Annotated in this window: 22 protein-coding genes and 1 pseudogene; 7 read left to right on the top strand and 16 right to left on the bottom strand. The window is 68.8% G+C overall.

Going from position 1 to position 23,104, the window contains the following annotated elements; translation table 11 throughout:
- Positions 1–66 precede the first annotated feature (66 nt).
- Positions 67–513, top strand: a complete 447-nt coding sequence (locus tag ACAM52_RS25805; RefSeq protein ID WP_369644943.1) for a hypothetical protein — start codon at positions 67–69, stop codon at positions 511–513.
- 67 nt (positions 514–580) lie between these two features.
- On the opposite strand, the gene ACAM52_RS25810 is transcribed toward ACAM52_RS25805, so the two are convergent.
- The 7 genes from ACAM52_RS25810 to argS form a co-directional block, all read right to left on the bottom strand.
- Entirely contained in the window at positions 581–2,197 is a 1,617-nt protein-coding gene (locus ACAM52_RS25810) for a phospholipase D family protein (RefSeq protein WP_062480324.1), read from the bottom strand.
- 10 nt (positions 2,198–2,207) lie between these two features.
- Positions 2,208–3,797 (bottom strand): RNA polymerase factor sigma-54, encoded by a 1,590-nt coding sequence (gene rpoN, locus ACAM52_RS25815; RefSeq protein WP_062480326.1) that lies wholly within the window; start codon positions 3,795–3,797, stop codon positions 2,208–2,210.
- Positions 3,798–3,814: 17 nt separating this feature from the next.
- Positions 3,815–4,609, bottom strand: coding sequence for an LPS export ABC transporter ATP-binding protein (gene lptB / locus ACAM52_RS25820; RefSeq protein ID WP_062480328.1), 795 nt, complete (start codon positions 4,607–4,609; stop codon positions 3,815–3,817).
- Positions 4,606–5,325 carry a lipopolysaccharide transport periplasmic protein LptA gene (gene lptA / locus ACAM52_RS25825; RefSeq protein WP_369644944.1) on the bottom strand — a complete coding sequence of 240 codons (720 nt, stop codon included), beginning with the start codon at positions 5,323–5,325 and terminating at the stop codon, positions 4,606–4,608. The genes lptB and lptA overlap by 4 nt, the downstream gene beginning before the upstream one ends.
- 121 nt (positions 5,326–5,446) lie before the next feature.
- Positions 5,447–6,091, bottom strand: coding sequence for a thiol:disulfide interchange protein DsbA/DsbL (locus tag ACAM52_RS25830; RefSeq protein ID WP_062483056.1), 645 nt, complete (start codon positions 6,089–6,091; stop codon positions 5,447–5,449).
- Between the two features lie 156 nt (positions 6,092–6,247).
- The gene (locus ACAM52_RS25835) at positions 6,248–7,012 is read right to left on the bottom strand and encodes an SPOR domain-containing protein (protein ID WP_369644945.1); all 765 of its coding nucleotides are present in this window, start codon (positions 7,010–7,012) and stop codon (positions 6,248–6,250) included.
- A gap of 14 nt (positions 7,013–7,026) precedes the next feature.
- A complete protein-coding gene (argS, locus tag ACAM52_RS25840; protein WP_369644946.1) occupies positions 7,027–8,712 on the bottom strand; it encodes an arginine--tRNA ligase in 1,686 nt (561 codons plus the stop codon).
- 132 nt (positions 8,713–8,844) lie between these two features.
- Between argS and ACAM52_RS25845 the strand changes: the two genes are divergently transcribed.
- Positions 8,845–9,210 carry a hypothetical protein gene (locus ACAM52_RS25845; RefSeq protein WP_062479731.1) on the top strand — a complete coding sequence of 122 codons (366 nt, stop codon included), beginning with the start codon at positions 8,845–8,847 and terminating at the stop codon, positions 9,208–9,210.
- 95 nt (positions 9,211–9,305) lie between these two features.
- On the opposite strand, the gene ACAM52_RS25850 is transcribed toward ACAM52_RS25845, so the two are convergent.
- The 4 genes from ACAM52_RS25850 to ACAM52_RS25865 form a co-directional block, all read right to left on the bottom strand.
- Positions 9,306–9,758: a DUF2214 family protein gene (locus tag ACAM52_RS25850; RefSeq protein ID WP_056584391.1), complete on the bottom strand. Its 453-nt coding sequence runs from the start codon at positions 9,756–9,758 to the stop codon at positions 9,306–9,308.
- A gap of 64 nt (positions 9,759–9,822) precedes the next feature.
- On the bottom strand, positions 9,823–10,749 hold the full coding sequence (locus tag ACAM52_RS25855) for a LysR family transcriptional regulator (protein ID WP_062479733.1): 927 nt from the start codon (positions 10,747–10,749) through the stop codon (positions 9,823–9,825).
- 41 nt (positions 10,750–10,790) lie between these two features.
- Entirely contained in the window at positions 10,791–11,981 is a 1,191-nt protein-coding gene (locus ACAM52_RS25860) for a CaiB/BaiF CoA-transferase family protein (RefSeq protein WP_139702178.1), read from the bottom strand.
- On the bottom strand, positions 11,974–12,909 hold the full coding sequence (locus ACAM52_RS25865) for a hydroxymethylglutaryl-CoA lyase (RefSeq protein WP_369644947.1): 936 nt from the start codon (positions 12,907–12,909) through the stop codon (positions 11,974–11,976). Before ACAM52_RS25865 ends, ACAM52_RS25860 begins: the two co-directional genes overlap by 8 nt.
- Positions 12,910–12,998: 89 nt before the next feature.
- Here ACAM52_RS25865 and ACAM52_RS25870 point away from each other — a divergent pair, with 89 nt between their 5' ends.
- Entirely contained in the window at positions 12,999–13,739 is a 741-nt protein-coding gene (locus tag ACAM52_RS25870) for an IclR family transcriptional regulator (RefSeq protein WP_369644948.1), read from the top strand.
- A gap of 3 nt (positions 13,740–13,742) precedes the next feature.
- Here the strand turns inward: ACAM52_RS25870 and ACAM52_RS25875 are convergent, their stop codons facing one another.
- Complete coding sequence (locus tag ACAM52_RS25875; protein ID WP_139702181.1) at positions 13,743–14,711, bottom strand: Bug family tripartite tricarboxylate transporter substrate binding protein; 969 nt, start codon at positions 14,709–14,711, stop codon at positions 13,743–13,745.
- Between the two features lie 53 nt (positions 14,712–14,764).
- Positions 14,765–15,748 (bottom strand): annotated as a pseudogene (hisC, locus tag ACAM52_RS25880) (histidinol-phosphate transaminase); the annotation flags it as partial.
- Between the two features lie 255 nt (positions 15,749–16,003).
- Between hisC and ACAM52_RS25885 the strand changes: the two are divergent.
- A complete protein-coding gene (locus tag ACAM52_RS25885) occupies positions 16,004–18,178 on the top strand; it encodes a malate synthase G (RefSeq protein ID WP_070063724.1) in 2,175 nt (724 codons plus the stop codon).
- A gap of 149 nt (positions 18,179–18,327) precedes the next feature.
- The gene (locus ACAM52_RS25890) at positions 18,328–19,593 is read left to right on the top strand and encodes an MFS transporter (RefSeq protein WP_369644949.1); all 1,266 of its coding nucleotides are present in this window, start codon (positions 18,328–18,330) and stop codon (positions 19,591–19,593) included.
- 16 nt (positions 19,594–19,609) lie between these two features.
- Here the strand turns inward: ACAM52_RS25890 and ACAM52_RS25895 are convergent, their stop codons facing one another.
- Together ACAM52_RS25895 and ACAM52_RS25900 are read right to left on the bottom strand one after the other, a co-directional pair.
- Positions 19,610–20,392, bottom strand: coding sequence for a hypothetical protein (locus ACAM52_RS25895; protein WP_369644950.1), 783 nt, complete (start codon positions 20,390–20,392; stop codon positions 19,610–19,612).
- Positions 20,385–20,612: a hypothetical protein gene (locus ACAM52_RS25900; protein ID WP_062479749.1), complete on the bottom strand. Its 228-nt coding sequence runs from the start codon at positions 20,610–20,612 to the stop codon at positions 20,385–20,387. Before ACAM52_RS25900 ends, ACAM52_RS25895 begins: the two co-directional genes overlap by 8 nt.
- 396 nt (positions 20,613–21,008) lie before the next feature.
- Here ACAM52_RS25900 and ACAM52_RS25905 point away from each other — a divergent pair, with 396 nt between their 5' ends.
- On the top strand, positions 21,009–21,581 hold the full coding sequence (locus ACAM52_RS25905; RefSeq protein ID WP_369644951.1) for a fasciclin domain-containing protein: 573 nt from the start codon (positions 21,009–21,011) through the stop codon (positions 21,579–21,581).
- Positions 21,582–21,606: 25 nt separating this feature from the next.
- Here ACAM52_RS25905 and ACAM52_RS25910 read toward each other — a convergent pair whose 3' ends face one another.
- The gene (locus ACAM52_RS25910; protein ID WP_062479753.1) at positions 21,607–22,533 is read right to left on the bottom strand and encodes a LysR substrate-binding domain-containing protein; all 927 of its coding nucleotides are present in this window, start codon (positions 22,531–22,533) and stop codon (positions 21,607–21,609) included.
- Positions 22,534–22,615: 82 nt separating this feature from the next.
- On the opposite strand from ACAM52_RS25910, the gene ACAM52_RS25915 reads away from it, so the two are divergent.
- Positions 22,616–22,972, top strand: a complete 357-nt coding sequence (locus ACAM52_RS25915) for a DUF2917 domain-containing protein (protein ID WP_062479754.1) — start codon at positions 22,616–22,618, stop codon at positions 22,970–22,972.
- The last annotated feature ends 132 nt before the right edge of the window (positions 22,973–23,104 follow it).

Raw genomic sequence — 23,104 nt, forward strand, 5'->3', positions numbered from 1 at the left:
GTTGTTTTCAATCGGCAACGGCTATGGTCCCGCTTCCAGGTCCAGCTTCGTCATCAAGCCAATCGCATGCCATTCGTCCACCAACTCCTGATCGCCGCCGCTCTCACGGTTGTTGCAACACAGTCCTCTTCCGCGACGCTACAGGACGAAGATCTGAACAGGGCCCTGCAGGGCGTGTGGTGCAACTCCGATGACGGTGGAAAAACGTGCCATGGGTATGACGAATACGTCGACGGCACAAGCTCCTTTTGTGGGGCTTTTCCTGAAAGCAAGGAGCCCTACACCGCGGCAATGCACTACAAGATTCAGGGCAATCGCATCTGCGCCGTGATCACTGCGAGCAGCAACCCGATCATTGGGCCCGGCTTTTCATTCTGCGATGAGATTCTTGAGATCGACGAACACTCCGTGCGCTCTTACATGGCCTGGTTCGATACGGTCGAGACGAGATTTCGTGTCCCGAAGTCTCAAATGACCTGCGCGACTCCCGAAAAGCCACCGCTCCCGCGTTGAGGCTCGCCGCCAGCGACCATCTGCGGCAGCGCCATGCTTGCAAAGCCTTTCGCGAAGCACCGCTGCGCTACAGCAAGCTCTCGGGCGTGAGCGGCGCCAGCAGCTCGAGCATGGTGCGGTCCCAGAAGCCCGAGTCGGGTTCTTCGTGCAGCACGGTGGTCTTGCCGCCTTCCTCGCTGACCCATTCGATGCGCCGCGAGCCGACTGCGCCCGCATCGGCGCCTTCGGCAAAGCGCAGCCGGTAGGCGCCCTGCTGCTTGAGCACATCGAGCAGCTTCAGGGTCTGCTGCGCCATCTCGGGGCTGCGGATGAACAGGCCGATCTCGGTGTTGTGGACCTCGGAGCGCGGATCGAAATTCATCGAGCCGACGAACAGGATGCGCTGGTCGATCACCGCCGACTTGGCATGCAGCCGGCCCACCGACGTGCCGAACAAACCCAGCCGCACGCTGCGCCGCGTGCGCGCGGAACTCAGCTCGTGCAGCTCGGCGCCCAGCGCCAGCATGTCGGCGCGGTAGCGGCGGTAGGCGGTGTGCACCAGCGGCTCGTCGGTGGCGGCGAGCGAGTTGGTGACCACGCTGATCTTCACGTTGCGCCCGCGGATCTCGCGCATCACCTCCAGCCCCGACGCGCCCGGGATCAGGTAGGGCGAGACCAGCGTCACCTCGCTGCGTGCGCGGCGCATCTGCTCGACCACGTTGTAGCGCACGCTATCGACGTCGAGCAGCGGCACGCCGCCGTACGACGCGGTCTTGCCGATCACGCGGTCGGGCGAATCGGCATACGCCTCGGCGGTGGTCCAGATCAGGCCGAGCTTGCCGGCGTCGAGGTCGTCGGCCACCGGGCTGTAGCCGAGCAGGTCGTTGGGCGCAGGTTTGGGCGGCGGCGGCGTGGTGTCGGGGCCGGTGGCGGCGTCGAAGCGGCGCTGCAGTTCTTCGCGCGGCAGGTCGGTGTGCACGACCGCGCCGATCGGGCGCACGTGCGGACTGTTCCAGTACTGGTCGAACAGCACGCCCAGGCGCGGGATCAGCGCGCCCGTCACGAAGGTGTCGAGGTCGATGAAGTTCGGGCCGGTGGTGCGGCGGAAGTACTGGTTGCCGATGTTGCGCCCGCCCGCCACCGCCATCGCACCGTCGGCGATGAAGAGCTTGTTGTGCATGCGGCGGTTGACGCGGCTGAAGTCGAAGAGCGAGGCGGTGAAGCGCTTGAGCAGGCTGCCGCGCCCGGCCGGGAACGGATTGAACAGGCGCAGCTCCACGTTCGGCGTGGCGGCCAGGCCGAGCAGCAACTCGTCTTCGCCGGACGTGTAGAGGTCGTCCATCAACAGGCGCACGCGCACGCCGCGCTGGGCCGCATCGCGCAGGGTGCGCAGCAGGTAGCGGCCGGTCTCGTCGTTCTCGATCTGGTAGTACTGCACGTCGAGCGTGCGCTGCGCGCGGCGCGCCAGCTGCAGCCGCGTGTCGAAGGCGAAGTCGCCGCCGGGCATCAGGCGAAAGCCGCTGAGGTCGGGGTCGGGCTGCGAGGCCAGCGCGATCTTGCCGAGCGCGGTGTCGGCCGAGACGGCGATGGCCTTGGTGGGCGGGCGCGGTGCCTCGTCGGGCAGCGTGGCACAGCCGGCAAACAGCAGCGCCGCCGCGATGACGACCACCCAGTGCCCACAGCGCGACAGCAGGCGGCTCGTCATCGTCGGTCTTCTACAGGGCCTTGCGCAGATTGGCGGGCGCGATGCGCAGCGCTTCGCGGTACTTGGCGACGGTGCGGCGCGCGCACTCGATGCCCTGCTCTTTCAGCATCTCGGAAATCTGGCTGTCGGACAGCGGCTTCTTGATGCTCTCGGAACTCACGAACTGCTTGATCAGCGCGCGCACCGCGGTGCTCGACGCGTTGCCGCCGGTCTCGGTGCCCAGCGCCGAACCGAAGAAGTACTTCAGCTCGACCGTGCCGAAGGGCGTGGCCATGTACTTGGCGGTGGTCACGCGCGAGATGGTCGACTCGTGCAGGCCCAGCTCGTCGGCGATCTCGCGCAGCACCAGCGGGCGCATGGCCAGCTCGCCGTGCACGAAGTAGCTCTTCTGGCGCTCGACGATGGCGTTGCTCACGCGCAGGATGGTGTCGAAGCGCTGCTGGATGTTCTTGATGAACCAGCGCGCCTCCTGCAGCCGCTGCGACAGCGCCTGGCTGCCCTCGCCCTTGTGCGACTTGAGCGCGCCGGCGTAGATGTCGTGCACGCGCAGGCGCGGCATGACCTCGGGGTTGAGCATGACGCGGAACTTCACGTTGGTGCCGCGCCCGGTCTTGGTGACGATCACGTCGGGGATGACGATGTTGCGCTCGACGTCGACAAAGCGGCGCCCCGGCTTGGGTTCGAGCCGCGCAATGACCTGCAGCGCCGAGCGCACCAGGTCTTCGTTGGTGCGCGTGAGCGTGGCCAGGCGCTTGAAGTCGCGCCGCGCGAGCAGCTCCATCGGCTGCTTGCAGATCGCGATGGCGGTCTTGCGCACGAGCGCTTCGGCCTCGGTCTCGTCTTCGCTGGCGAGCGCCTTCAGCTGGATGCTCAGGCATTCGCCGAGGTCGCGCGCGCCGACGCCCACCGGCTCCAGGCTCTGCAGCAGGCCCAGCGCCACCTGGAAGTGGTGCACGAGGTCGTCGAACTGGTCGTTGTCGTCGCCCGCCAGGCCCGAAGCCAGCGCGGGCAGCGAGTCTTCGAGGTAGCCGTCGTCGTTGAGCGACTCGATCAGGAAGCGCAGCGCGGCGCAGTCGTTTTCATTGAGCCGCAGGCTCAGCGCCTGGCGGTGCAGGAAGGACTGCAGCGACTCCTGGCTGCGCGCGAGTTCGGTGGCGTCGGCACGCTCGTCGTCGCCCAGGTTGTTCTGGCGCGCGGGCGCATCGCTGCCCCACTCGCTGTCGTCGGGCGCCATGTCGACGGTGCCGTCGCCTTCCCAGTCGGGCTCGCGCTCGGCGATCTCGGCGGCGGGGCCGTCGGTGTCGGGGGTCGAGGTGCTGGTGTCGCTGGACGTGGAGGAAGTGCTGGCGGCGGACGGCGTGAACTCGGCCTCGCCCTCGCCCGCGTCGTCGCGCGGCACCGGCGCATCGGCCGTGTCCAGCCCGAATTCCTCGCGCGCCGCTTCTTCCGCGGTGCGTTCGAGGAACGGGTTCTCGTCCAGCATCTGCTCCACTTCCTGGCTCAGTTCGAGCGTGGAGAGTTGGAGCAGGCGAATGGACTGCTGCAGCTGTGGCGTCAGCGCCAGATGCTGCGAGACGCGAAGGGACAGCCCTTGCTTCATGGAGACCCGACCCTCCCTTACATGCGGAAGTGCTCGCCCAGGTACACCCTGCGTACCTCGGCGTTGTCGACGATCTCCGAGGGTGTGCCTTGTGCCAGCACGTGCCCGTCGCTGATGATGAACGCGTGATCGCAGATGCCCAGCGTCTCACGCACGTTGTGGTCGGTGATGAGCACGCCGATGCCGCGCTCTTTCAGGAAGCTGATGATCCGCTGGATCTCGATCACCGCGATCGGGTCGATGCCGGCGAAGGGCTCGTCCAGCAGGATGAAGCGCGGCTGGGTGGCCAGCGCGCGTGCAATTTCAACGCGGCGACGCTCGCCGCCCGACAGCGCGAGCGCGGGCGAATCGCGCAGGTGGTCCACGCGCAGGTCGGCCAGCAGGTCGGCCAGGCGCTCTTCGGTGTGCTGCTTGGTCAGCGGCATCATGCGGCCGTTGGCGTCGGGCTCGCGCTGCAGCTCGAGCACGGCACGCACGTTTTCCTCGACCGTGAGCTTGCGGAAGATCGAGGCTTCCTGCGGCAGGTAGCTCAGGCCCATGCGCGCGCGGCGGTGAATGGGCATGTGGGCGATGGGCTCGCCGTCGATGGTGATCTCGCCGGCGTCGGCGCGCACCAGCCCGACGATCATGTAGAACGAGGTGGTCTTGCCCGCGCCGTTGGGGCCGAGCAGTCCGACGACCTCGCCCTTTTGCACATCGAGCGAGACGTCTTTCACGACCGTGCGGCTGCCGTAGCTCTTCTTGAGGCCGCGCGCCACGAGGCGGCTGCCCGGAATGCCGTCGGCGGCCTGGGTTCCTGCGGTTTCGATCACTTGCGCCCTTCCCCTTCGGTGCCGCCCAGCGTGGTGGTCGGGCGCAGCCCGGCGCCGGGCGCGGGGGTGGGTGCCGGGGCCGCGGGCTTCTTGCCGCCGGCTGCCGGTGCGGAACCGCCCGCCGCCGGGGCCGCAGCAGCCTTCGGCGTGAGGATGGCCTTCACGCGGCCGCCACCGCCCGCCGAGACGCCGGCGTTCGGCGGCACGAGGGAACCGTTGACGGTGTAGGTGTCGTTGCTCTGGTCGTAGACGATCAGCGCGCCGCTGCTCTCGTCGTTGGCCGTGGCGCCGATCAGCCGGCGCATGACGGCGCGGCGGATGAACTTGACGTTGTCGGCGCGGCTGTCGTATTCGATGACTTCCGACTCACCCTCGATCCACTCGTCGCCGGCGTTGCGCTTCTGCTTGTAATAGGCCAGCTTGCCGGGCGCCGCCGTGACCACGCCGTACTGGTAGCCCTCGGCGTCCTGGCGCACGTCCAGCCGCGCGCCGCGGATGATGATCGTGCCCTTCGTGACCAGCACGTTGCCGGTGAACACGCTGGTCTGTTTCAGGTCGTCGTAGCGCATCGAGTCGGACTCGATGTTCATCGGCTTGGTGCGGTCGGCGGTCTCGGCCAGGGCGCCCGAGGCGGCACCGGCCAGCAACAGCGCACCGAAAGCCAGGCGGCCGAGGCGACGAAGGGTGGGGAATGTGGGGATGGAGGGCAATGTCATAAAGGCACGAAACTTGCTCTGAAACATTGTATGCGTGGGATGGCAATTGCCCACCGCCGCCAATGAAAAAGCCCGCCGAAGCGGGCCTTGCATTCGACCAAAAAGCAGGTCGCCGGGTCGGTCAGCCCTTCTTGGCTTCGCCGATGAGGAAGGTCGCGACCTGCAGCACCTTGGACATGCTGCCGGCGGTTTCGCCGTCCACATACCAGCGGCCCGCCACGGCCAGGGCCGGCACGCCGGCGACCTTGTAGGCCTCGGTCTGCTGCGCCGCGCGGCGGGCCTTGCTGGCCACGCCGAAGGACGCAAAGGTTTCCTTGAACTTGGCGCCGTCGAGGCCGGCACGCTCGGCCCAGGCCTGGATGTTGGCGTCGCCGTTCAGGTTCTGGCGCTGCGCGTGGATGGCGGCGAACACCTTCGAGTGGTACTCGTCCAGCTTGCCCATCGCTTCGAGCGTGAAGTACAGGCGCTGCTTGGCTTCGACGTCGTTGCCCACGAAGGGCACCGGGATGCGGCGGAAGGCCACTTCCTTCGGGGCCGCCTTGACCCAGGCTTCGAGCGACGGCTCGAAGTCGTTGCAATGCGGGCAGTTGTACGAGAAGAACTCGACCACCTCGACCTTGCCGGCGGGTGCATCGACGGGCACGCGCTTGTCGAGCACGAGGAAATCGGTGCCGGCCTTGGGGGCGCGCTGGGCGTGTGCCGGAACGGCAGCCAGCGAAAGCAGCCCGATCGAAGTGGCGGCCAGCGAAAAGTCACGACGTTTCATGGAAAAGGTTCTCCTGTGGGTACCGCAGTACAGAGCCGGCGCGCCGCCGGGAGTTCCCCGTGGACGGCGCGACCGAGGCGCTGGAATTGACAAACGAGTGCGGCAGATGCCGCGCGGGCGAGAGCTTAAAGGCTGTTCAAGAAAGGCGCTGACGGGTCAGCGCTGCACGCGCACCAGCGCCGATTCGAGACCGCCGCCATCGAGCCGCTCCTTGAGCCGGTCGGCGTCGTCCTTCTTGTTGAACGGGCCCGCGCGCACGCGGTAGACCGTGCGACCGGCCTGCTCGCGCTCGGTGACCTTGGCCTCGACGCCCATCAGCGACAGCTTGGCGCGTTGCGCCTCGGCGTCGTCGGTGGTGCGGAAGGCGCCGGCCTGCACGAAGTACATGAAGGGGTCGGCACCCGACGGCGACGGCGCGGCGGCCGTGTGGCTCGGCGCGGCGGACGCGGTGGTCGTGCTGCCGCCCGCGCGGGCGCGGGCGAGGTCGCCCAGCGGATCGTTCGACGGCGGCAGGGCGTTGGCTTCGGCCGGCACCGGCGCGGGGCGCGCCGGCTTGGGCGCCACCACGACGGGGGCCGGGGCGGTGACCGGCGCGGTGGCGACGGGCGGCGTGCCGGGGGCTACGGTGGCTGGCGCGCCGGTGATCGGGTTCACCGGGCCGGTGGCCGTGGCGGCCGGCGGCGTGGCGGCGGGCTTGGGCGCGCCGGCCTTGCCGGCCAGCGGCGCGTTCGGGTCCCAGTCGCGGTTCTTGCGGGCTTCGGCTTCGTCCTGCTCGGCACCGCCGCGTTGCGTCTTGTTGACGAACGGGATCGGCACCTTGGTGACGTAGACCGCGATGCCCAGGGCGACGCCCAGACCGAGCACCAGGCCGATGATCAGCCCGATGACGATGTTGCCGCGTTGTCTGCTTGTCTTCTTCATGTTCAGAGGGTGATTCACATCTTGCTCGGCGCACTGACGCCGAGGATCGCGAGGCCATTGTGCAGCACCTGCGCGGCCGCTGCGACGAGTGCGAGACGCGCCAGCTTGACCGGCTCGTCGTCCACCAGGATGCGCTCGGCATCGTAGTAGCTGTGGTAGCTGGCCGCGAGTTCGCGCAGGTAGAAAGTCACGTCGTGCGGCGCGAAATCCTTCGCCGCCGCCGTCAGCATGGCCGGGTACTTGGCCAGCAGCAGCATCAGCGCCTGGGCCGCCGGGCTGTCCAGCGGCGACAGGTCGACCGCCTTGAGCGCGGCCACGTCGCCGCCCCAGGCCGCGAGCACCGAGCAGATGCGCGCGTGGGCGTACTGCACGTAGTACACGGGGTTGTCGTTGTTCTTGGTGACCGCCAGGTCGACGTCGAAGGTGTACTCGGTGTCGGGCTTGCGGCTGAGCAGGAAGAAGCGCACGGCATCGGTGCTGGTCCACTCGATCAGGTCGCGCAGCGTGACGTAGCTGCCGGCGCGCTTGCTGATCTTGACCTCTTCGCCGCCCTTCATGACGCGCACCATGGTGTGCAGCACGTAGTCGGGGTAGCCCTCGGGAATGCCTTCGCCCGCGGCCTGAAGGCCGGCGCGCACGCGCGCGATGGTGCCGTGGTGGTCGGTGCCCTGGATGTTCACGACCTTGTGGAAACCGCGCTCCCACTTGGCGATGTGGTACGCGACGTCGGGCACGAAGTAGGTGTACGAGCCGTCCTTCTTCTTCATCACGCGGTCTTTGTCGTCGCCGTAGTCGGTCGACTTCAGCCACAGCGCGCCGTCCTGCTCGTAGGTCTTGCCGGCGGCCACGAGCTTGGCCACGGCCGCTTCGACGCGCCCGCTCGTGTAGAGGCTGGACTCGAGGTAGTAGTTGTCGAAGCGCACGCGGAAGGCCTGCAGATCGAGGTCCTGCTCGCGGCGCAGGTAGGCCACGGCGAATTCGCGGATGCTGTCCAGGTCGTCGATGTCGCCGCTGGCGGTGTATTCGCGGTCGTCCGACTTGACGGTCTTCTTCGCCTTGAAGTCCTCGGCGATGTCGGCGATGTAGTCGCCGTTGTAGGCCGGGGCCTTTTCGCCGCTGGGCCACTCAGGGTCGCCGGGCTTGAAGCCCTTGGCGCGCAACTGCGTGCTGTTGGCCAGCGTCTGGATCTGCACGCCGGCGTCGTTGTAATAGAACTCGCGCCACACGCTCTGGCCCTGCGAGGCCTGCAGGTTGCAGATGGCGTCGCCCAGCGCGGCCTGGCGGCCGTGCCCGACGTGCAGCGGACCGGTCGGGTTGGCCGAGACGAACTCGACCAGCACCTTTTCGCCGGTGGCGGGCTGCTGGCCGAAGGTTTCGCCGGCGGCCAGCACCTCGCGCACGATCTGCTGCTTGGCGGCAGCCTTCAGGCGGATGTTGAGGAAGCCGGGACCGGCGATCTCGATGGCCTCGACCCATTGGCCGAAAGCGGGGGTGGCGAGCAGCGCAGCGCTCAGTTCCTCGGCCAGTTCGCGGGGCTTGCGCCCCAGCGGCTTGGCGAGCTGCATGGCAGCGGTGCTGGCGAAATCGCCGTGCGCCGCCACCTTGGGCGACTCGAACGCGGCTTTGGCGCCGGCGCCGGGAGAGAGGGTTTCGAGCGTGTTCGCGAGCGCCGCGAGCAGCTCCTGTTTGACCAATAGCATCTGTGAATTTTACCGGGGGCAAACCCGGACCCAGTTAACGATCGTCATCCGATGGGCGATGTCGCCCGTTAGGATGGTCGGCCCCGAGGCGGGGCGTCTGTCACAACCCAACCTTGCAAGGACATATCCACCATGAAGAAGCTCCTTTCCCTGGTCGCCTCCACCGTCGCGCTCGGCGCCTGTCTGTCGTTCAGCGCCTACGCGCAGGACAAGGCACCCGCCCCGGTCGTGGCCCCCGCTGCCGCCGCCGCACCTGCGGCAGCCCCTGCCGCTGCGGCCGCACCCGCCGGTGGCGCCAGCTGCGATGCCAAGGCGATCGACAAGAACGGCAAGCCCCTGGCCGGCGCCGCCAAGAACAGCTTCATGAAGAAGTGCACCAAGGCCGCCGCCGCACCCGCCTGCGCCGCCAAGGCGGTCGACAAGAACGGCAAGGCCCTGGCCGGTGCCGCCAAGAACAGCTTCATGAAGAAGTGCGAAGCCGACGCGGCCAAGGCCTGATCCGGCGCGGCGCCGCCCTGCGGCGCTGACATTTGTTACCCCCCGAAGTCAAAGGGCCCGCTCACGCGGGCCTTTTCTTTTTGTCTTTGTTTTGATTACTTGCCGAAGCCGCGCGCCAGGAACACCGCCACCAGCGGGATCAGCGCGATCAGGTGCGCCTGGATCATCACCAGCTTGCGCGTCTTCAGGATGTCGGCCTCTGCCGGCAGCTTGCCCGTGGCGCGCAGCGTCTTGCGCCAGCGGAAGTAGGTCAGCGTCGGGAAGATCGACAGCACGCCCACGATGATGAACAGCGTGAGCTTCACGTGCAGCAGCGGGTTGGTCCAGTACCAGGCCGTGCCCTTCACGCCCCACCAGGTGCGCGCGATGCCGGTGGCCAGCACCGCGATGGCGGCGATGCCGTAGACCATGTCGACCTTGGCCAGCCGCTCGACCACGGCGGCATTGAGCCATTGCACGCGGCACAGCGCGGCTTCACTGGAGATGAACACGACCATCGTGAGGATGGCCAACAGATGCAGGTAGGCGAGGATGGCTTCGAGGGTCATCGGAAACTTTCTTCATCGGGGTTGCAAGCAAATGCAAAAAGCATTGTGCCGCCCGGTCACGATTTCAGGACCGCCCGCCCCAGAATTCCGGCTGCCCGTACTGCGCTTTGAGGAAATCAAGCCACAGTCGCACACGCAGCGGCAGGTGCTTGGTGCCTGTGAACACCGCATAGATGCCGTTGGGCGGTGCGGCGAAGTCGTCGAGCAGGGGCACGAGCAGGCCGGCGTCGATCTCGGCCTCGACCTCCCAGGTGCTGCGCCAGGCGATGCCGTGGCCCGCCAGGCACCAGTCGTGCAGCACCTGGCCGTCGGAACAATCGAGCGGGCCGCTGGGGCGCAGGTGAATGAGCTCCTGCACGCCCTCCTCGCTGGTAATGCGAAAGGCCCAGCCGCGCGTCTGCGAGGCGTCGCTCGACAGCGTGAGGCAGGCAAAGCGCGACAGCTCGCCCGGGTGTTTGGGCGCGCCGTGGCGGCGCAGGAACTCGGGCGTGGCGACGCAGCGGCGGCGGTTGTCGGCCAGGCGCACGCTCACGAGCGACGAGTCGGGCAGGTCGCCCACGCGCACGGCGCAGTCGAAGCTCTCGCCCGTGACGTCGACCACGCGATCACTGAGGTTCAACGAGATCGTCACCTCGGGATGCAGCGCATGAAAGCGCGGCACCAGCGGCGCGACGTGGCGGCGGCCGAAGCCGGCCGGCGCGGTCACGCGCAGGTGGCCGCTGGCCTTCACGCCGCCGGCGCTCACGCTGGCCTCGGCGTTCGCGAACTCGGTCAGGAGGCGCTGGCAGTCTTCGAGAAAGGCGCTGCCCTCGTGCGTGAGCGCGATGCGCCGCGTGGTGCGCACCAGCAGCTTGACGCCCAGGCGCTCTTCGAGCGCGTCGATGCGACGGCCCATGATCGCGGGCGCCACGCCTTCCGCCTTGGCCGCCGCGGTGAGGCTGCCGCGGGTCGCGACCGAGACAAAGGATTCGAGCTGCTTGAGGCGGTCCATGGCGCGGGAACTATATCGCCCGCCGCGCATTGAGCAGGGGTTCAGTCGCCGGCCGTGACGCCTTGCGCCCGCAGCGCGGCGATGTCGCCGTCGCTGTAGCCCACCTCCTTCAGCAGCGCCTCGCTGTGCTCGCCGATGTGCGGCGGCTGCAGGCGGATGCCGGGGCGTTCGCCGCCCAACGTGAACGGCGCGAGCGGCACCTTGGCCATGTGGCCGTCGTTCATGCGCACGGGCGCGAGGCCGCCGGTGGCGTTGAGGTGCGGATCGTCGAACAGCTCCTGCGGCTTGGTGATGGGCGCGAAGGGCAGTTCGTTCTGCTCGAACACCGCACTGAGTTCGGCCGCGCTGTGGTTGGCGAGGTGCGAGCGCAGGATCGGCATCATCCACTCGCGTGCGCGCACGCGGTCGTTGTTGGTCTTCAGGCGCGGGTCGGCCAGCATCTCCTCGAGGCCGAAGGCCTTGCAGAAGATGGCCCACTGCTTGTCGCTCACGGCCGCAAGAAAGATCTGCTCGCCGTCCTTCACGGTGAACACGTCGTACACGGCCCAGGCCGAGATGCGGCTGGGCATCGGGTCGGCGGCCTTGCCCGTGGCGGCGAACTGCATCATGTGCTGCGCGACCAGGAACACGTTGTTCTCGAACAGCGCCGACTGCACCTCGCAGCCCTTGCCGGTGAGCTCGCGCTGGCGCAGCGCGGCCATCGCGCCGATGGCGCCGAACATGCCGCCCATGATGTCGTTCACGCTGGTGCCCGCGCGCAGCGGGTCGCCGGCGCGGCCGGTCATGTAGGCCAGGCCGCCCATCATCTGCACCACCTCGTCGAGCGCGGTGCGGTGGTCGTACGGGCCGGGCAGGAAGCCCTTGTGGCTCACGTAGATGAGGCGCGGGTTGAGCTTGGCGAGCGTGTCGTAGTCGAGCCCCAGCTTCTTCATCGTGCCGGGCTTGAAGTTCTCGCTCACGATGTCGGCGGTGGCGATGAGGCGCAGCGCCGCTTCCACGCCCTCGGGCTTCTTCAGGTCGAGCGCGATGCTCTTCTTGTTGCGGTTGAAGGTCGGGAAGAAGCCGGCGCCCGAGCCCAGCAGGCGGCGCGTGTTGTCGCCCTCGATGGGCTCGACCTTGATGACCTCGGCGCCCAGGTCGGCCAGCAGCAGGCCGCAGGTCGGGCCCATGACCATGTGGGTGAACTCGACGACGCGCACGCCGGCGTAGGGCAAGGGATTGGCTTCAGACATGAGAGAGGGTTTCCTGGACAAAGCCCTTGGGCAGGCCGGCTTCGGGCGTCATGCCGTAGACCGGTTCGCCGGGCAGGCCGGCCATGAGCGGCGCGCGCGCCGCGATGAGCTTGTCGATGTCGATGCCGGTGCGCACGCCCATGGCCTCGAACATGAAGACGAGGTCTTCCGTGACCGCATTGCCCGACGCGCCCGGCGCATAGGGGCAGCCGCCGAGGCCGCCGAGCGAGGCGTCGAAGGTGCGCACGCCCTCGTCCCACGCGGCCAGGCAATTGGCGATGCCCAGGCCGCGCGTGTTGTGCATGTGGGCCGCGCCCGCGTGCACGCCGAGTTCGGCGCGCAGCCGCTTGAAGAGGCGGCGCACCTGCGCGGGGTTGGCGTAGCCCACGGTGTCCGACAGGCCGACCTCCTGCGCGCCGGCCTCGACGCACTGCACGGCCAGGCGGATCACGTCGTCTTCCGGCACCAGCCCCTGCAGCGTGCAGCCGAAGGCGGTGGAGATGCCCGCTTCGAGCTTCACCTGCGGCGCGAGGGCGCCGCGCAGTTCAGCGATGGCGCGCACCTCCTCGACCATCTCGGTCGGCGTCTTGCGCACGTTGGCCAGCGAATGCGCCACGCTGGCCGACACCGGCATCGTGAGCTTGTGCACGCCCGCCTCGAGCGCGCCCTGCGCGCCCTTGCGGTTGGGCACCAGCGCCATCACCACGAGGCCGGGCAACGTGACCGCGTGGCGCACCACCTCGGCGGCGTCGGCCATCTGCGGCAGCAGCTTCGCGGGCACGAAGGAGGCGACCTCGATCTCGCGCAGGCCGGCGGCATGCAGCGCGTCGATCCAGCGCAGCTTGTCGGCCGTGGGCATGGTGGCCTTCACGGACTGCAGGCCGTCGCGCGGACCGACCTCGCTGATGAGAACGTCGGGGGAGGTCATCGGGTGCTTTCTTGACTGTTCTATCTTGCAGAACTATATTCTGTTAAACAGAATTAAATCGGCAAGCCCGCCGACTGTCAAGCCACGCCATGCCCCGCAAAGCCCAGACCGAATCGGTGTCCGACCTCAACGCCGCCCCCGGCGGCGCCGCCGCGGTCGACCGCGCGCTGAGCCTGCTGTCGGCCTTCCGGCCCGGCGACGAGGCGCTGTCGCTCGCGCAGTTCGCCGAGCGCACGCAGCTGTACAAGAGCACGGTGCTGCGCCTGCTGGCCTCGCTCGAACATGCGCGGCTGATCCGCCGGCAGGACGACGGGCGCTATGCGCTGGGGCTGGAGATCGCGCGGCTGCACGGGCTGTACGCCGCGTCGCAGTCGCTCGACCGCCTCGTGCTGCCGGTGCTGCGCACGCTCGCCGCCGCCACCGGCGAGAGCGCGGCGTACCACGTGCGGCAGGACCAGGGCGAGAGCTGGGTGCGGCTGTGCCAGTTCCGCGTCGATTCCTCGCACGTCGTGCGCGACCATGTGCGCGCGGGCGATCTGCTGCCCAACGACCGGGGCGCGGGCGCGCGCGTGCTGATCGCCTTCGGGCCCGAGGCCGAACGGCCGCGCGGGGCGAAGGAGCGCAAGCTGTACGACGCGATCCGCGCGCAAGGCTATTGCGCGCTGGTGGGCGACCGCACGGCCGAACTGGCGGGCATCTCGGCGCCGGTGTTCCACGCGGATGGCGGCCTGGCCGCGGCGGTCACGCTGACGATGCCGACGCACCGCTACGACGCAGCCTACATCGAGCCCGTGCGCGCGGCGGCGAAGGCGCTCAGCGGGCAGGTGTGAACTTCAGGACTCAGCCTTGAAGCCCGAGTTCTTGATCGGCAGTTCCCACCGCTTCAGGTGCGTCGCCTGGATGCTCGCCAGCTCCGCCGGCCCCGCATGCGCCGGCACGAGGCCCAGCGCGTAGATCTTTTCCTGCACATCGGGCATGCGCAGCGCGTCGGCCACGGCCTTGTCGATGCGCGCGACCAGCTCGGGCGACATGCCCGGCGGGCCGTACAACCCGAAGAAGGCATCGGCCGTCACATTGATGCCCGCTTCTTTCAGCGTCGGCACGTCGGGCAGCGCGCGGCTGCGCTTTTCGCCCGTCACCGCGAGGATGCGGACCTTGCCCGCGCGGTGGTGCTCGATGGTTTCCGAGGCGGTGTCCACCATCAGCGGCACCTGCCCGCCGATGAGGTCCTGCGCGGCCGGCGCGCCGCCGCGGTAGGCGACGTGCGTCATCGGCACGCCCGAGGCCTGCGCCAGCAGCTGGCCCGCGAAATGCGGCACCGTGCCGGCACCCGAGGTCGCGTAGTTGGCCTTGCCCGGGTTGGCCTTCATCCAGGCCAGCACCGCCTTCAGGTCGCCCGCCGGCGCGCCCGGCCCGGCCGTGACCGCGAAGTCGAAGGTGCTGCCGAGCGAGATCGGCGTGAAGTCCTTCACCGTGTCGTAGCCGAGATTCGAATACAGCCACGGGTGGATCACCATCGCGCCGCTGGGCGAGAAGATCAGCACGCTGCCGTCCGGCGGCGAGCGCTTGAGTTCGGCCAGCGCCAGCCGGCCGGCCGCGCCGGGCTTGTTGTCGACGATGACGTTCTGTCCGAGCGACACGCGCATCTTGTCGGCCAGGATCCGCGCGACCACGTCGGCCGACCCGCCCGGCGGGAAGCCGATCAGGATGCGCACCGTGCGCTCCTGCGCGAACGCCATCGGCGCGAGGGCCGTGGCGGTGATGACGGCAGCGGCCTGCGCTGCGAACTGGCGGCGTTGCATGGGGCGGTCTCCTCGGGGTGGTTGTTCTTCGGTGTGCTCTGTGCGTGTAGCCGTCAGCGCAGCGCGGCCAGCAGCGCCTCGTTCTGCGCCGGCAGGCCGACGCTCACGCGCAGCCATTGCGGCAGGCCATACGGGCCGAGCAGCGAGACCTCGATGCCGGCGGCCAGCAGGCGCGCGTGCACGGCCGGCGCGTCGCCGACCTGCACCATCACGAAGTTGCCCGACGACGGCACGTACGGCAGGCCCAGCGCACTGAAGCCCGCGGCAAGCTGCTCGCGCCCGGCGGTGTTGAGTTCGTAGGTGCGCGCCAGGAAGTCGGTGTCGCCCAGCGCCGCCACAGCCGCGGCCTGGGCCGGCGTCGTCACGTTGAAGCGCGGGCGGTGCGCGTTCAGGCGCGCCGTGAGCGCCGGCTGCGACACGCCGTAGCCGATGCGCAGCCCCGCCAGGCCGAAGGCCTTGGAAAAAGTGCGCGCCACGATCAGGTTGGGCAGACGGCGCACCCATTCGATGCTGTCGTAGCGCTGCGCGGGCGACAGGTACTCGGTGTAGGCCTCGTCGAGCAGCACCGTCACGTGCGCGGGCACCGATTGCAGAAACTCGCGCAGCGGCGCAGCATCGATGAAGGTGCCGGTCGGGTTGTTCGGGTTGGCCACGAAGACCAGCTTGGTGTCGTCGCCGATGGCGGCGCGCATCGCGTCCAGGTCGTGGCCGAAGTCGCGCGAGGGCACGACGGTGGCGCGCGCGTGGGCGTGCGCCGTGGCTGCCGCATAGACGATGAAGCCGTACTGCGAATAGACGACGTTCTCGCCCGGCTTGAGGCTGACCTGCGCTGCGAGCTCGAGGATCTCGCTCGACCCGCTGCCCAGCGTGAGCCACTCGGGCGGCACGTCGAGCCGCGCGGCCAGCGCCTGCTTGAGCGCGGTGCCGTTGCTGTCGGGGTAGTTGCCCGCACCTTCGAGGGCGGCGGCGGCGGCGCGGCGGGCCGACTCGGGCATGCCGAGCGGGTTTTCGTTGGAAGCCAGGAGGATCATTGCGGCGGTAGCTGATTATTTAAGAAGTTAAATATATACAGCTGCCACCGCCCCGGCCTCAGGGCCTACCCTTTGAAGCGGGACTTGGGTTTTGGTCGATTACCTTCATTTTTGTCACAGATAAATCTCACTTTCGGCTCTTACTGGCCCGCAAAGTATCGAATACAGTTCTCCCATGGCTTCACCTGGGGCAAGTGCGCCCCACTGCTGCGCCGCCCCCGATTTCCTGTTTTTTGCATTGCGTTCCCCAAGGAGAAACACATGACCGACCGCACCACCGCCCACCGACTCCAGGTCGCGACCGAACTGCACCGATTCGTCGAAGAGAAGGTCCTGCCCGCCAGCGGCGTGGCCAGCGACGTGTTCTGGAAGGGCTTCGACGCCATCGTCCATGACCTGGCGCCCAAGAACGTCGCCCTGCTCGCCGAGCGCGACCGCCTGCAGAGCGAACTCGACGCCTGGCACAAGAAGAACCCCGGCCCGATCGCCGACATGCCGGCCTACCGCGCCTTCCTGGAAAAGATCGGCTACCTGCTGCCGCAGCCCAAGGGCGTGAAGGCCACCACGGCCAACGTCGACTCCGAACTCGCGCTGCAGGCCGGCCCGCAGCTGGTGGTGCCGATCCTGAACGCGCGCTACGCCCTGAACGCCGCCAACGCGCGCTGGGGTTCGCTGTACGACGCGCTGTACGGCACCGACGCCATCCCCGAAACCGGCGGCGCCGAAAAGGGCAAGGGCTACAACCCCGTGCGCGGCGCCAAGGTCATCGAGTTCGCACGCAACGTGCTCGACCAGGCCGCCCCGCTGGCCAACGGCTCGCACAAGAACGCCACCGGCTACAGCGTGAAGGACGGCCAGCTGGTCGTCGCGCTGCAGGGCAGTACCACCGGCCTGGCCGATGCGTCGCAGTTCGTCGGCTACCAGGGCGACGCCGCCGCGCCGTCGTCGGTGCTGCTCAAGCACAACGGCATCCACCTGGACATCCGCATCGACCGCAGCACCGCCATCGGCAAGAGCGACGCGGCCGGCGTGAGCGACCTCGTGCTCGAAGCCGCGCTCTCCACCATCCTCGACCTGGAAGACTCGGTGGCCGTGGTCGACGCGGCCGACAAGGTCGTCGCGTACGCGAACTGGCTGGGCATCGTGCAGGGCACGCTCACCGAAGAAGTCGCCAAGGGCGGCAAGACCTTCACGCGCGGCCTGAACGCCGACCGCGAGTACACCGGCGCCAACGGCCAGCCGCTGAAGCTGCACGGCCGCTCGCTCATGTTCCTGCGCAACGTGGGCCACCTGATGACCAACCCGGCCATCCTGTACGAAGGCGGCAAGGAAATCCCCGAAGGCATCCTGGATGCCGTGGTCACCACCACCATCGCCATGATCGACGTCAAGCGCAAGGGCAACTCGCGCACCGGCAGCATCTACATCGTCAAGCCCAAGATGCACGGCCCGGCCGAAGTCGCTTTTGCGAGCGAGCTGTTCGGCCGCGTCGAGCAGCTGCTCGGCCTGCCCGCCAACACCGTCAAGCTCGGCATCATGGACGAGGAGCGCCGCACCAGCGTGAACCTGCAGGCCTGCATCGCCGAGGCCGCCGCGCGCGTGGCCTTCATCAACACCGGCTTCCTGGACCGCACCGGCGACGAGATGCACACCGCCATGCAGGGCGGCCCGATGATCCGCAAGGGCGACATGAAGTCCAGCGCCTGGATCGGCGCCTACGAAAAGAACAACGTGCTCGTCGGCCTGAACTGCGGCCTGCGCGGCAAGGCGCAGATCGGCAAGGGCATGTGGGCCATGCCCGACCTGATGGCCGCCATGCTCGAGCAGAAGATCGCCCACCCCAAGGCCGGCGCCAACACCGCCTGGGTGCCCTCGCCCACCGCCGCCACGCTGCACGCGCTGCACTACCACCAGGTCAGCGTGACCGCCGTGCAGCAAGAGCTCGAGAAGATCGACGCCGACGGCGAACGCGAAAACATCCTGAACGCGCTGCTGCAGGTGCCGATCGCTGCGCAGGCCAAGTGGACCGACGCCGAGAAGCAGCAGGAAATCGACAACAACGTGCAGGGCATCCTGGGCTACGTGGTGCGTTGGGTCGACCAGGGCGTGGGCTGCTCGAAGGTGCCCGACATCCACAACGTCGGCCTCATGGAAGACCGCGCCACGCTGCGCATCTCGAGCCAGCACATCGCCAACTGGCTGCTGCACGGCGTGGTCACCAAGGCGCAGGTCGACGAGGCCTTCCAGCGCATGGCCAAGGTGGTCGACGAGCAGAACGCCGGCGACGCGCTGTACCAGCCGATGGCCGGCCACTTCGACACCTCGGCCGCCTACAAGGCCGCGCAGGACCTCGTGTTCAAGGGCATCGAGCAGCCCAGCGGCTACACCGAGCCGCTGCTGCACGCCTGGCGCCTGAAGGTCAAGGCCGCGGCCTGACGCGCGCCTTGCGCAGTGCCGGCCACCGCCGGCGCTGACGCCTCGGAGACACGCAACGAACGGCGCCCTCGGGCGCCGTTCTGCATGGGGCGCGACATGCCGGTAGCATCGACGCCGCCCTCTTCTCTCTCCGGTCTCCGTCTCTCCCGATGAACAAGCACGCGGCCTCGCCGCCTCCGACCCACGGGTCGACCTCGGCCGCGGCCATGCTGGTCGCACTGGCCACCGCCTTCGCGCTGAGCCAGGCCTTTCGCACCGTCGGCGCCATGATGGCCACGCCGCTCACGCAGCACTTCGGCCTCACGCCGCAGGCGCTGGGCACCTGGGCCGGCACCTTCCATTTCACCTTCGGCATCATGCAGCTCGCGATGGGCGTGTCGATCGACCACTTCGGCGTGCGCCGCACCGTGCTCACCGCCTTTCCGCTCGCCATCGCGGGCGCCGCGCTGTGCACCGTGGCGCCGGGCTTCGGCGCGCTGCTGCTGGGGCAGGCGCTGATCGGCGTGGGCTGCGCGCCGGCCTTCCTGGCCTGCACCGTGTTCATCGCGCGGCACTTCGACGCCGCGCGCTTCACCGCCATGTCGGGGCTGGTGATGAGCCTCGCGGGCATGGGCATCCTGTTCACCGGCACGCCGCTGGCGCTGCTGATCGAAGCCGCCTCGTGGCGCGCCGGCTATGCCGCGCTGACCGCCTTCGCCGTGCTCTCGTGGATCGTCATCTTCTGGCGCGTGCACGAGCCCGCGCGCACGACGATCGCATCGGACGAGCCCGCACCCGAGCGCCAGTCGCTGCGCCAGGCCGTGCGCGACCTGCTGCCGTTGTTCGCCATGCCGCACACGCTCGGCCTGCTGTGCTTCGCCTGCGTGTCGTATGCCGCCTTCATCACGCTGCGCGGCCTTTGGCTCGGCCCCGTGCTGCACGACCGCCACGGCCTCTCGCTCGTGGCCAGCGGCAACGTCGCGCTGGTGATGACCGTCGCCGGCATGGCCAGCCCCATGCTGTTCGGCCGCCTCGACCCGGGCGGTGCGCGCCGCACGCGCTGGATGATGCGCTGCGCCTTCGCCGGCGCGGCGATGTTCGCCGCCATGGCCCTCACCCAATCGCGCGCCATCGACATCGGCCTGCCGATCGTCTACGGCATGCTCTCGGGCTACAGCGTGCTGCTGTACGCGTACACCAAGAACGCCTACCCGGCGGCCGTGACCGGTCGCGCGATGGCGCTGCTCAACATGGCGATGTTCCTCGGCGTCTCGCTGATGCAATGGACCACCGGCGTGGCCGCCTCCTGGGCCGTGGCCCAGGGCAGCGAGCCGTTTCGCGCGGTGTTCCTCACGGTGAGCGGGATGCTGGCGGCGGGGACGCTGGCGTTTTGGCTGCTGCCGCGGGCGAAGGTGCCAGTGCGTCCCACACCCTGATCACCGACACGCCGCCTCACGCCGCATCCCCCAACCGCGCCCGCACCTCGCGCCGGCTCAGCTGGCGCTTGGCAACGGCATAGACATCGTGACGCCCATACATGTCGAAGTGCGTAGGCAGGCCCGGCGCTGAACGTCGCGCCGCACCGCAGCGCGTGACCATGCAGCGGCGCAGCACGTCGTAGCACTTGGGTTCCTGCTGCGTCGCGCTTGCGCGCTCAGGAAACTTCGCCAGCACGACCTCGAACCAGCAGCCGTCGACGCAGTGCCACTGCGTGGTCTCGTCGATCACGTGGTAGACCGCGTAAGGCGTGTCGCCCCGCCGCGCGGCCCGGTCCACACGACGCGCCGCGCGCGCTTCGCGCAGACGCCGGTTCGGCAGCAGGATGCCGGTGACCGGATGCACGAACAGCTCGACGCCCGGCGCTTCGTGCAGCGGCACGCCGTCGCGGGTTCCCCAGCGGTGGGGCCGCACCCGCACCTCGCCGTCGCACAGCACCGCGTCGCGCGCCACGAAGTCGTCGACGTGCAAAAAGATGTGCGCCTGCACCGTGCTGCGGCGATCGATGCCGCTGCACAGCTCGGCGTACACCTTGTCCCATGGCCGATGCACCTGCTTGTGCAGCCAGCGCTTGAGCGGCTGGAGGTTTTCGCTCAGCCACTTCGGATGCTGCAGGCCGCGCTTCATGCCCAGGTGCGAACCGCGCTCGGGGCTATTGCGCCACGGGCGGCCATCGCCCTGCACGCGCCAGCCGCCGCGCGGACGCTCGACGATCACCTTGTCCATGTCGTCACGCATCGTCGGCCCTCCGCCCGAAGTCGCGCGCGGCCTTCTGCAGCGCCACCTTCTGCGCGCGCCGCTCGGCGCGGTGGGTGCGCAGGTGGCGGCCCGCGCCCTGGCTGGATTCGCGGCGCGCCATCGCGGCCACCACGGGATTGCGCGGTGCCGACGCCGGCACCGCAAAGTAGAACCGGCCCAGACGCTTGTCGTCGTCGCGGGCCTTTCGTTGAGCACTCATGTGCACACACTCCGAAAAAACAAAAAGGCCCCGGCGAATGCAGTTGCGCGCGGGGCCCTTGTCGATTCGGCCGCGGCGGATGCGAAGGTGCACATCCGGCCGGGGCGGTCGGTGTGCGTCAGGTGTTCAGTGAACGGTTCATTGAATGGTGTTCTCGCCCGGGAGGTTGATCGTCGCCGTGCGCGGTGTCTGGAAAAACGGTCGCTGAAAAAGGAAGGGCGGATTCTGGCGAGGGCCTTCGCCGTGCGCAAGCCCGGCGCGGCGCGCTGTGGCGCAAAGCTGACAGCACACGTCGGTTGAATCCGCTTCGCACATCGCGCCGTATGGCATCTCAAGCGCATCGCGCCTCCGAGCTGCTGGCGGTTTCCACAGAGCCTTTCCTTCCAGGAGACATCCATGAAAAAACTCGTGATCGCCCTCGGCGTGTCGGTCCTGCTCGGCGCGTGCGCCGGCAGTGGCATGAGCAACGCCAGCAGCAACAGTGCCGCCACCCCCATGGTCGGCGGCGCGCCGATGTACCCGACGAAGGACATCGTCGACAACGCGGTGAATTCGAAGGACCACACGACGCTGGTCGCCGCGGTGAAGGCGGCCGACCTCGTGACCACGCTCAAGAGTCCGGGCCCGTTCACGGTGTTCGCGCCCACCAACGCCTCGTTCGCGGCGCTGCCGGCCGGCACGGTCGACACGCTGCTCAAGCCCGAGAACAAGGCCACGCTCACCAAGGTGCTGACCTACCACGTGGTGCCCGGTCGCATGGACAGCGCGGCGCTGACGAGCGCGATCAACGCGGGCGGCGGCAAGGCGCTACTCAAGACCGCCAGCGGCGGCACGCTCACGGCGACGATGAGCGGCGGCACGGTGTGGGTGACCGACGCCAAGGGCGGCACGGCGGCGGTGACGATCGCCAATGTCTACCAGTCGAACGGCGTGATCCACGTCGTCAACAAGGTCCTGCTGCCGGGTTGATCGGCAGGCGGGCGGCGGCCCTTCGTCAGCTCCGCTGCGCGGCCTCCGCCTCGTCGCGCAGCCATTGCGCGAAGTCCTGCGCGTCGCGGTTGCCCGCGGCGCGCCGCGACATCTCGATGAAGTAGCCGCGGTGCGATGCCACGCCCTGGCCGAGCGGCGCCACGAGCCGGCCGTCGCGCACCAGTTCGCGCAGCAGCGGCAGGCGCCCGATGACCACGCCCTGCCCCGCCACCGCGGCGGCCACCGCATCGGCGTACTGCGAGAAGCGCAGCGTGCTCTTCATGCGCAGGTCTTCCAGCACCATCACCTTGAGCCACGGCTCCCAGTCGGCGGTCGGGGCTTCGCTGTGGTCCGGGTACTCGATGGTCAGCAGCGTGAGCTTGGAAAAATCGGACAGCTCGCGCAGCGACGCGGCCACCTGCGGCGCGCACAGCGGGATCACCGACTCCTCGAACAGCGCCGGGCCCACGCCGCGGCCGATGGGCACGAAGCGCACCGCAAGGTCGAGCCGGCTCACGTCCAGGTCGAGCACGTCGAGCGTGGCCGACACGCGCACGTCGACCTGCGGATGCGTGCTGGTGAAGCGCGCCAGTTTCGGAATGAGCCACAGCGACGCGAAGCCCGGTGTGGTGGTGATCGACACCTGCCGCGGCGCGGCGCTGGCGCGCACGCGCGCAGTGGCGTCGCGCAGGCGCTCCAGGCTGTCGGTGACAGCGCGCTGCAGCACGCCGCCGGCCTCGGTGAGCGCGAGCGCGCGGTGGCGGCGCTCGAACAGCAGCACGCCCAGGCTGGCTTCGAGCTGCTGGATCTGCCGGCTCACGGCCGACTGCGTGAGGTGCAGCTCGCCGGCCGCCAGCGTGAAGCTGAGCCGGCGCGCGGCGGCCTCGAAGCTGCGCAGCAGCTCGAGCGGCGGGAGCTCGCCGGCAGGGGTTTTCGCATTCTCTGGGGGCATACAACGAGTTCCGAATGACCGCGTGTAAGAGAGGGTTCGGCTCACTATATTCATTCGTATCACGAATGCAATGGAGGTTCCCATGAGCACCACCGACCGGTCCCCTTCCACCTTTTTCTCCTCGTCGAGCTCGCGCTTCCACGTGAGCCTGCCCAGCCGCGCCGTCTTCGCCGTGCCCGACGGCGCGGGCGTGGGCATCGAGTGCCGCAGCGGCGCCGTGTGGATCACGCTCGACCGCGACCCGCGCGACATCGTGCTCGGGCCGGGCGAGCGCTTCGAAAGCACCGAGCACCGGCGCGTGCTGGTGTCGGCGCTGGAGTCGTCGTGCATCTCGGTGTCGGACGCGCAGCCCGCCGCGCTGCCGAACCCGGCCTCGCGCGCACAGGCTCGCGTGCGGTCGCCTTGGCGACTGGCGCTGCACGGGTTGTCCCCGGCTTGACCGCGGGCGCCGTGGCATCGAACCTCGATGCCATGGACCGCCCCCGCAGGGAGCAGCACCGCGCGCCGCCGTGACGACAGGCGGCTTTTTGCTTTGGGCGTCCGTTTTCCTTCTTGGCCTTGAAAGGGACAC

It is taken from the genome of Variovorax sp. V118 (genome assembly GCF_041154445.1).
GTDB lineage: Bacteria > Pseudomonadota > Gammaproteobacteria > Burkholderiales > Burkholderiaceae_C > Variovorax > Variovorax boronicumulans.

What these genes read in the sequence shown, in the direction of transcription:
- lptA (WP_369644944.1), bottom strand. Translation starts at nt 5,325, where the DNA reads ATGACATTGCCCTCCATCCCCACATTCCCCACCCTTCGTCGCCTCGGC.
- argS (WP_369644946.1), bottom strand. Translation starts at nt 8,712, where the DNA reads ATGCTATTGGTCAAACAGGAGCTGCTCGCGGCGCTCGCGAACACGCTC.
- ACAM52_RS25875 (WP_139702181.1), bottom strand. Translation starts at nt 14,711, where the DNA reads ATGCAACGCCGCCAGTTCGCAGCGCAGGCCGCTGCCGTCATCACCGCC.
- ACAM52_RS25905 (WP_369644951.1), top strand. Translation starts at nt 21,009, where the DNA reads ATGAAAAAACTCGTGATCGCCCTCGGCGTGTCGGTCCTGCTCGGCGCG.
- ACAM52_RS25915 (WP_062479754.1), top strand. Translation starts at nt 22,616, where the DNA reads ATGAGCACCACCGACCGGTCCCCTTCCACCTTTTTCTCCTCGTCGAGC.
- ACAM52_RS25885 (WP_070063724.1), top strand. Translation starts at nt 16,004, where the DNA reads ATGACCGACCGCACCACCGCCCACCGACTCCAGGTCGCGACCGAACTG.
- ACAM52_RS25870 (WP_369644948.1), top strand. Translation starts at nt 12,999, where the DNA reads ATGCCCCGCAAAGCCCAGACCGAATCGGTGTCCGACCTCAACGCCGCC.
- ACAM52_RS25895 (WP_369644950.1), bottom strand. Translation starts at nt 20,392, where the DNA reads ATGCGTGACGACATGGACAAGGTGATCGTCGAGCGTCCGCGCGGCGGC.
- ACAM52_RS25855 (WP_062479733.1), bottom strand. Translation starts at nt 10,749, where the DNA reads ATGGACCGCCTCAAGCAGCTCGAATCCTTTGTCTCGGTCGCGACCCGC.
- ACAM52_RS25865 (WP_369644947.1), bottom strand. Translation starts at nt 12,909, where the DNA reads ATGACCTCCCCCGACGTTCTCATCAGCGAGGTCGGTCCGCGCGACGGC.
- ACAM52_RS25835 (WP_369644945.1), bottom strand. Translation starts at nt 7,012, where the DNA reads ATGAAGAAGACAAGCAGACAACGCGGCAACATCGTCATCGGGCTGATC.
- ACAM52_RS25860 (WP_139702178.1), bottom strand. Translation starts at nt 11,981, where the DNA reads ATGTCTGAAGCCAATCCCTTGCCCTACGCCGGCGTGCGCGTCGTCGAG.
- ACAM52_RS25805 (WP_369644943.1), top strand. Translation starts at nt 67, where the DNA reads ATGCCATTCGTCCACCAACTCCTGATCGCCGCCGCTCTCACGGTTGTT.
- ACAM52_RS25850 (WP_056584391.1), bottom strand. Translation starts at nt 9,758, where the DNA reads ATGACCCTCGAAGCCATCCTCGCCTACCTGCATCTGTTGGCCATCCTC.
- rpoN (WP_062480326.1), bottom strand. Translation starts at nt 3,797, where the DNA reads ATGAAGCAAGGGCTGTCCCTTCGCGTCTCGCAGCATCTGGCGCTGACG.
- ACAM52_RS25810 (WP_062480324.1), bottom strand. Translation starts at nt 2,197, where the DNA reads ATGACGAGCCGCCTGCTGTCGCGCTGTGGGCACTGGGTGGTCGTCATC.
- ACAM52_RS25900 (WP_062479749.1), bottom strand. Translation starts at nt 20,612, where the DNA reads ATGAGTGCTCAACGAAAGGCCCGCGACGACGACAAGCGTCTGGGCCGG.
- ACAM52_RS25845 (WP_062479731.1), top strand. Translation starts at nt 8,845, where the DNA reads ATGAAGAAGCTCCTTTCCCTGGTCGCCTCCACCGTCGCGCTCGGCGCC.
- ACAM52_RS25910 (WP_062479753.1), bottom strand. Translation starts at nt 22,533, where the DNA reads ATGCCCCCAGAGAATGCGAAAACCCCTGCCGGCGAGCTCCCGCCGCTC.
- ACAM52_RS25830 (WP_062483056.1), bottom strand. Translation starts at nt 6,091, where the DNA reads ATGAAACGTCGTGACTTTTCGCTGGCCGCCACTTCGATCGGGCTGCTT.
- ACAM52_RS25890 (WP_369644949.1), top strand. Translation starts at nt 18,328, where the DNA reads ATGAACAAGCACGCGGCCTCGCCGCCTCCGACCCACGGGTCGACCTCG.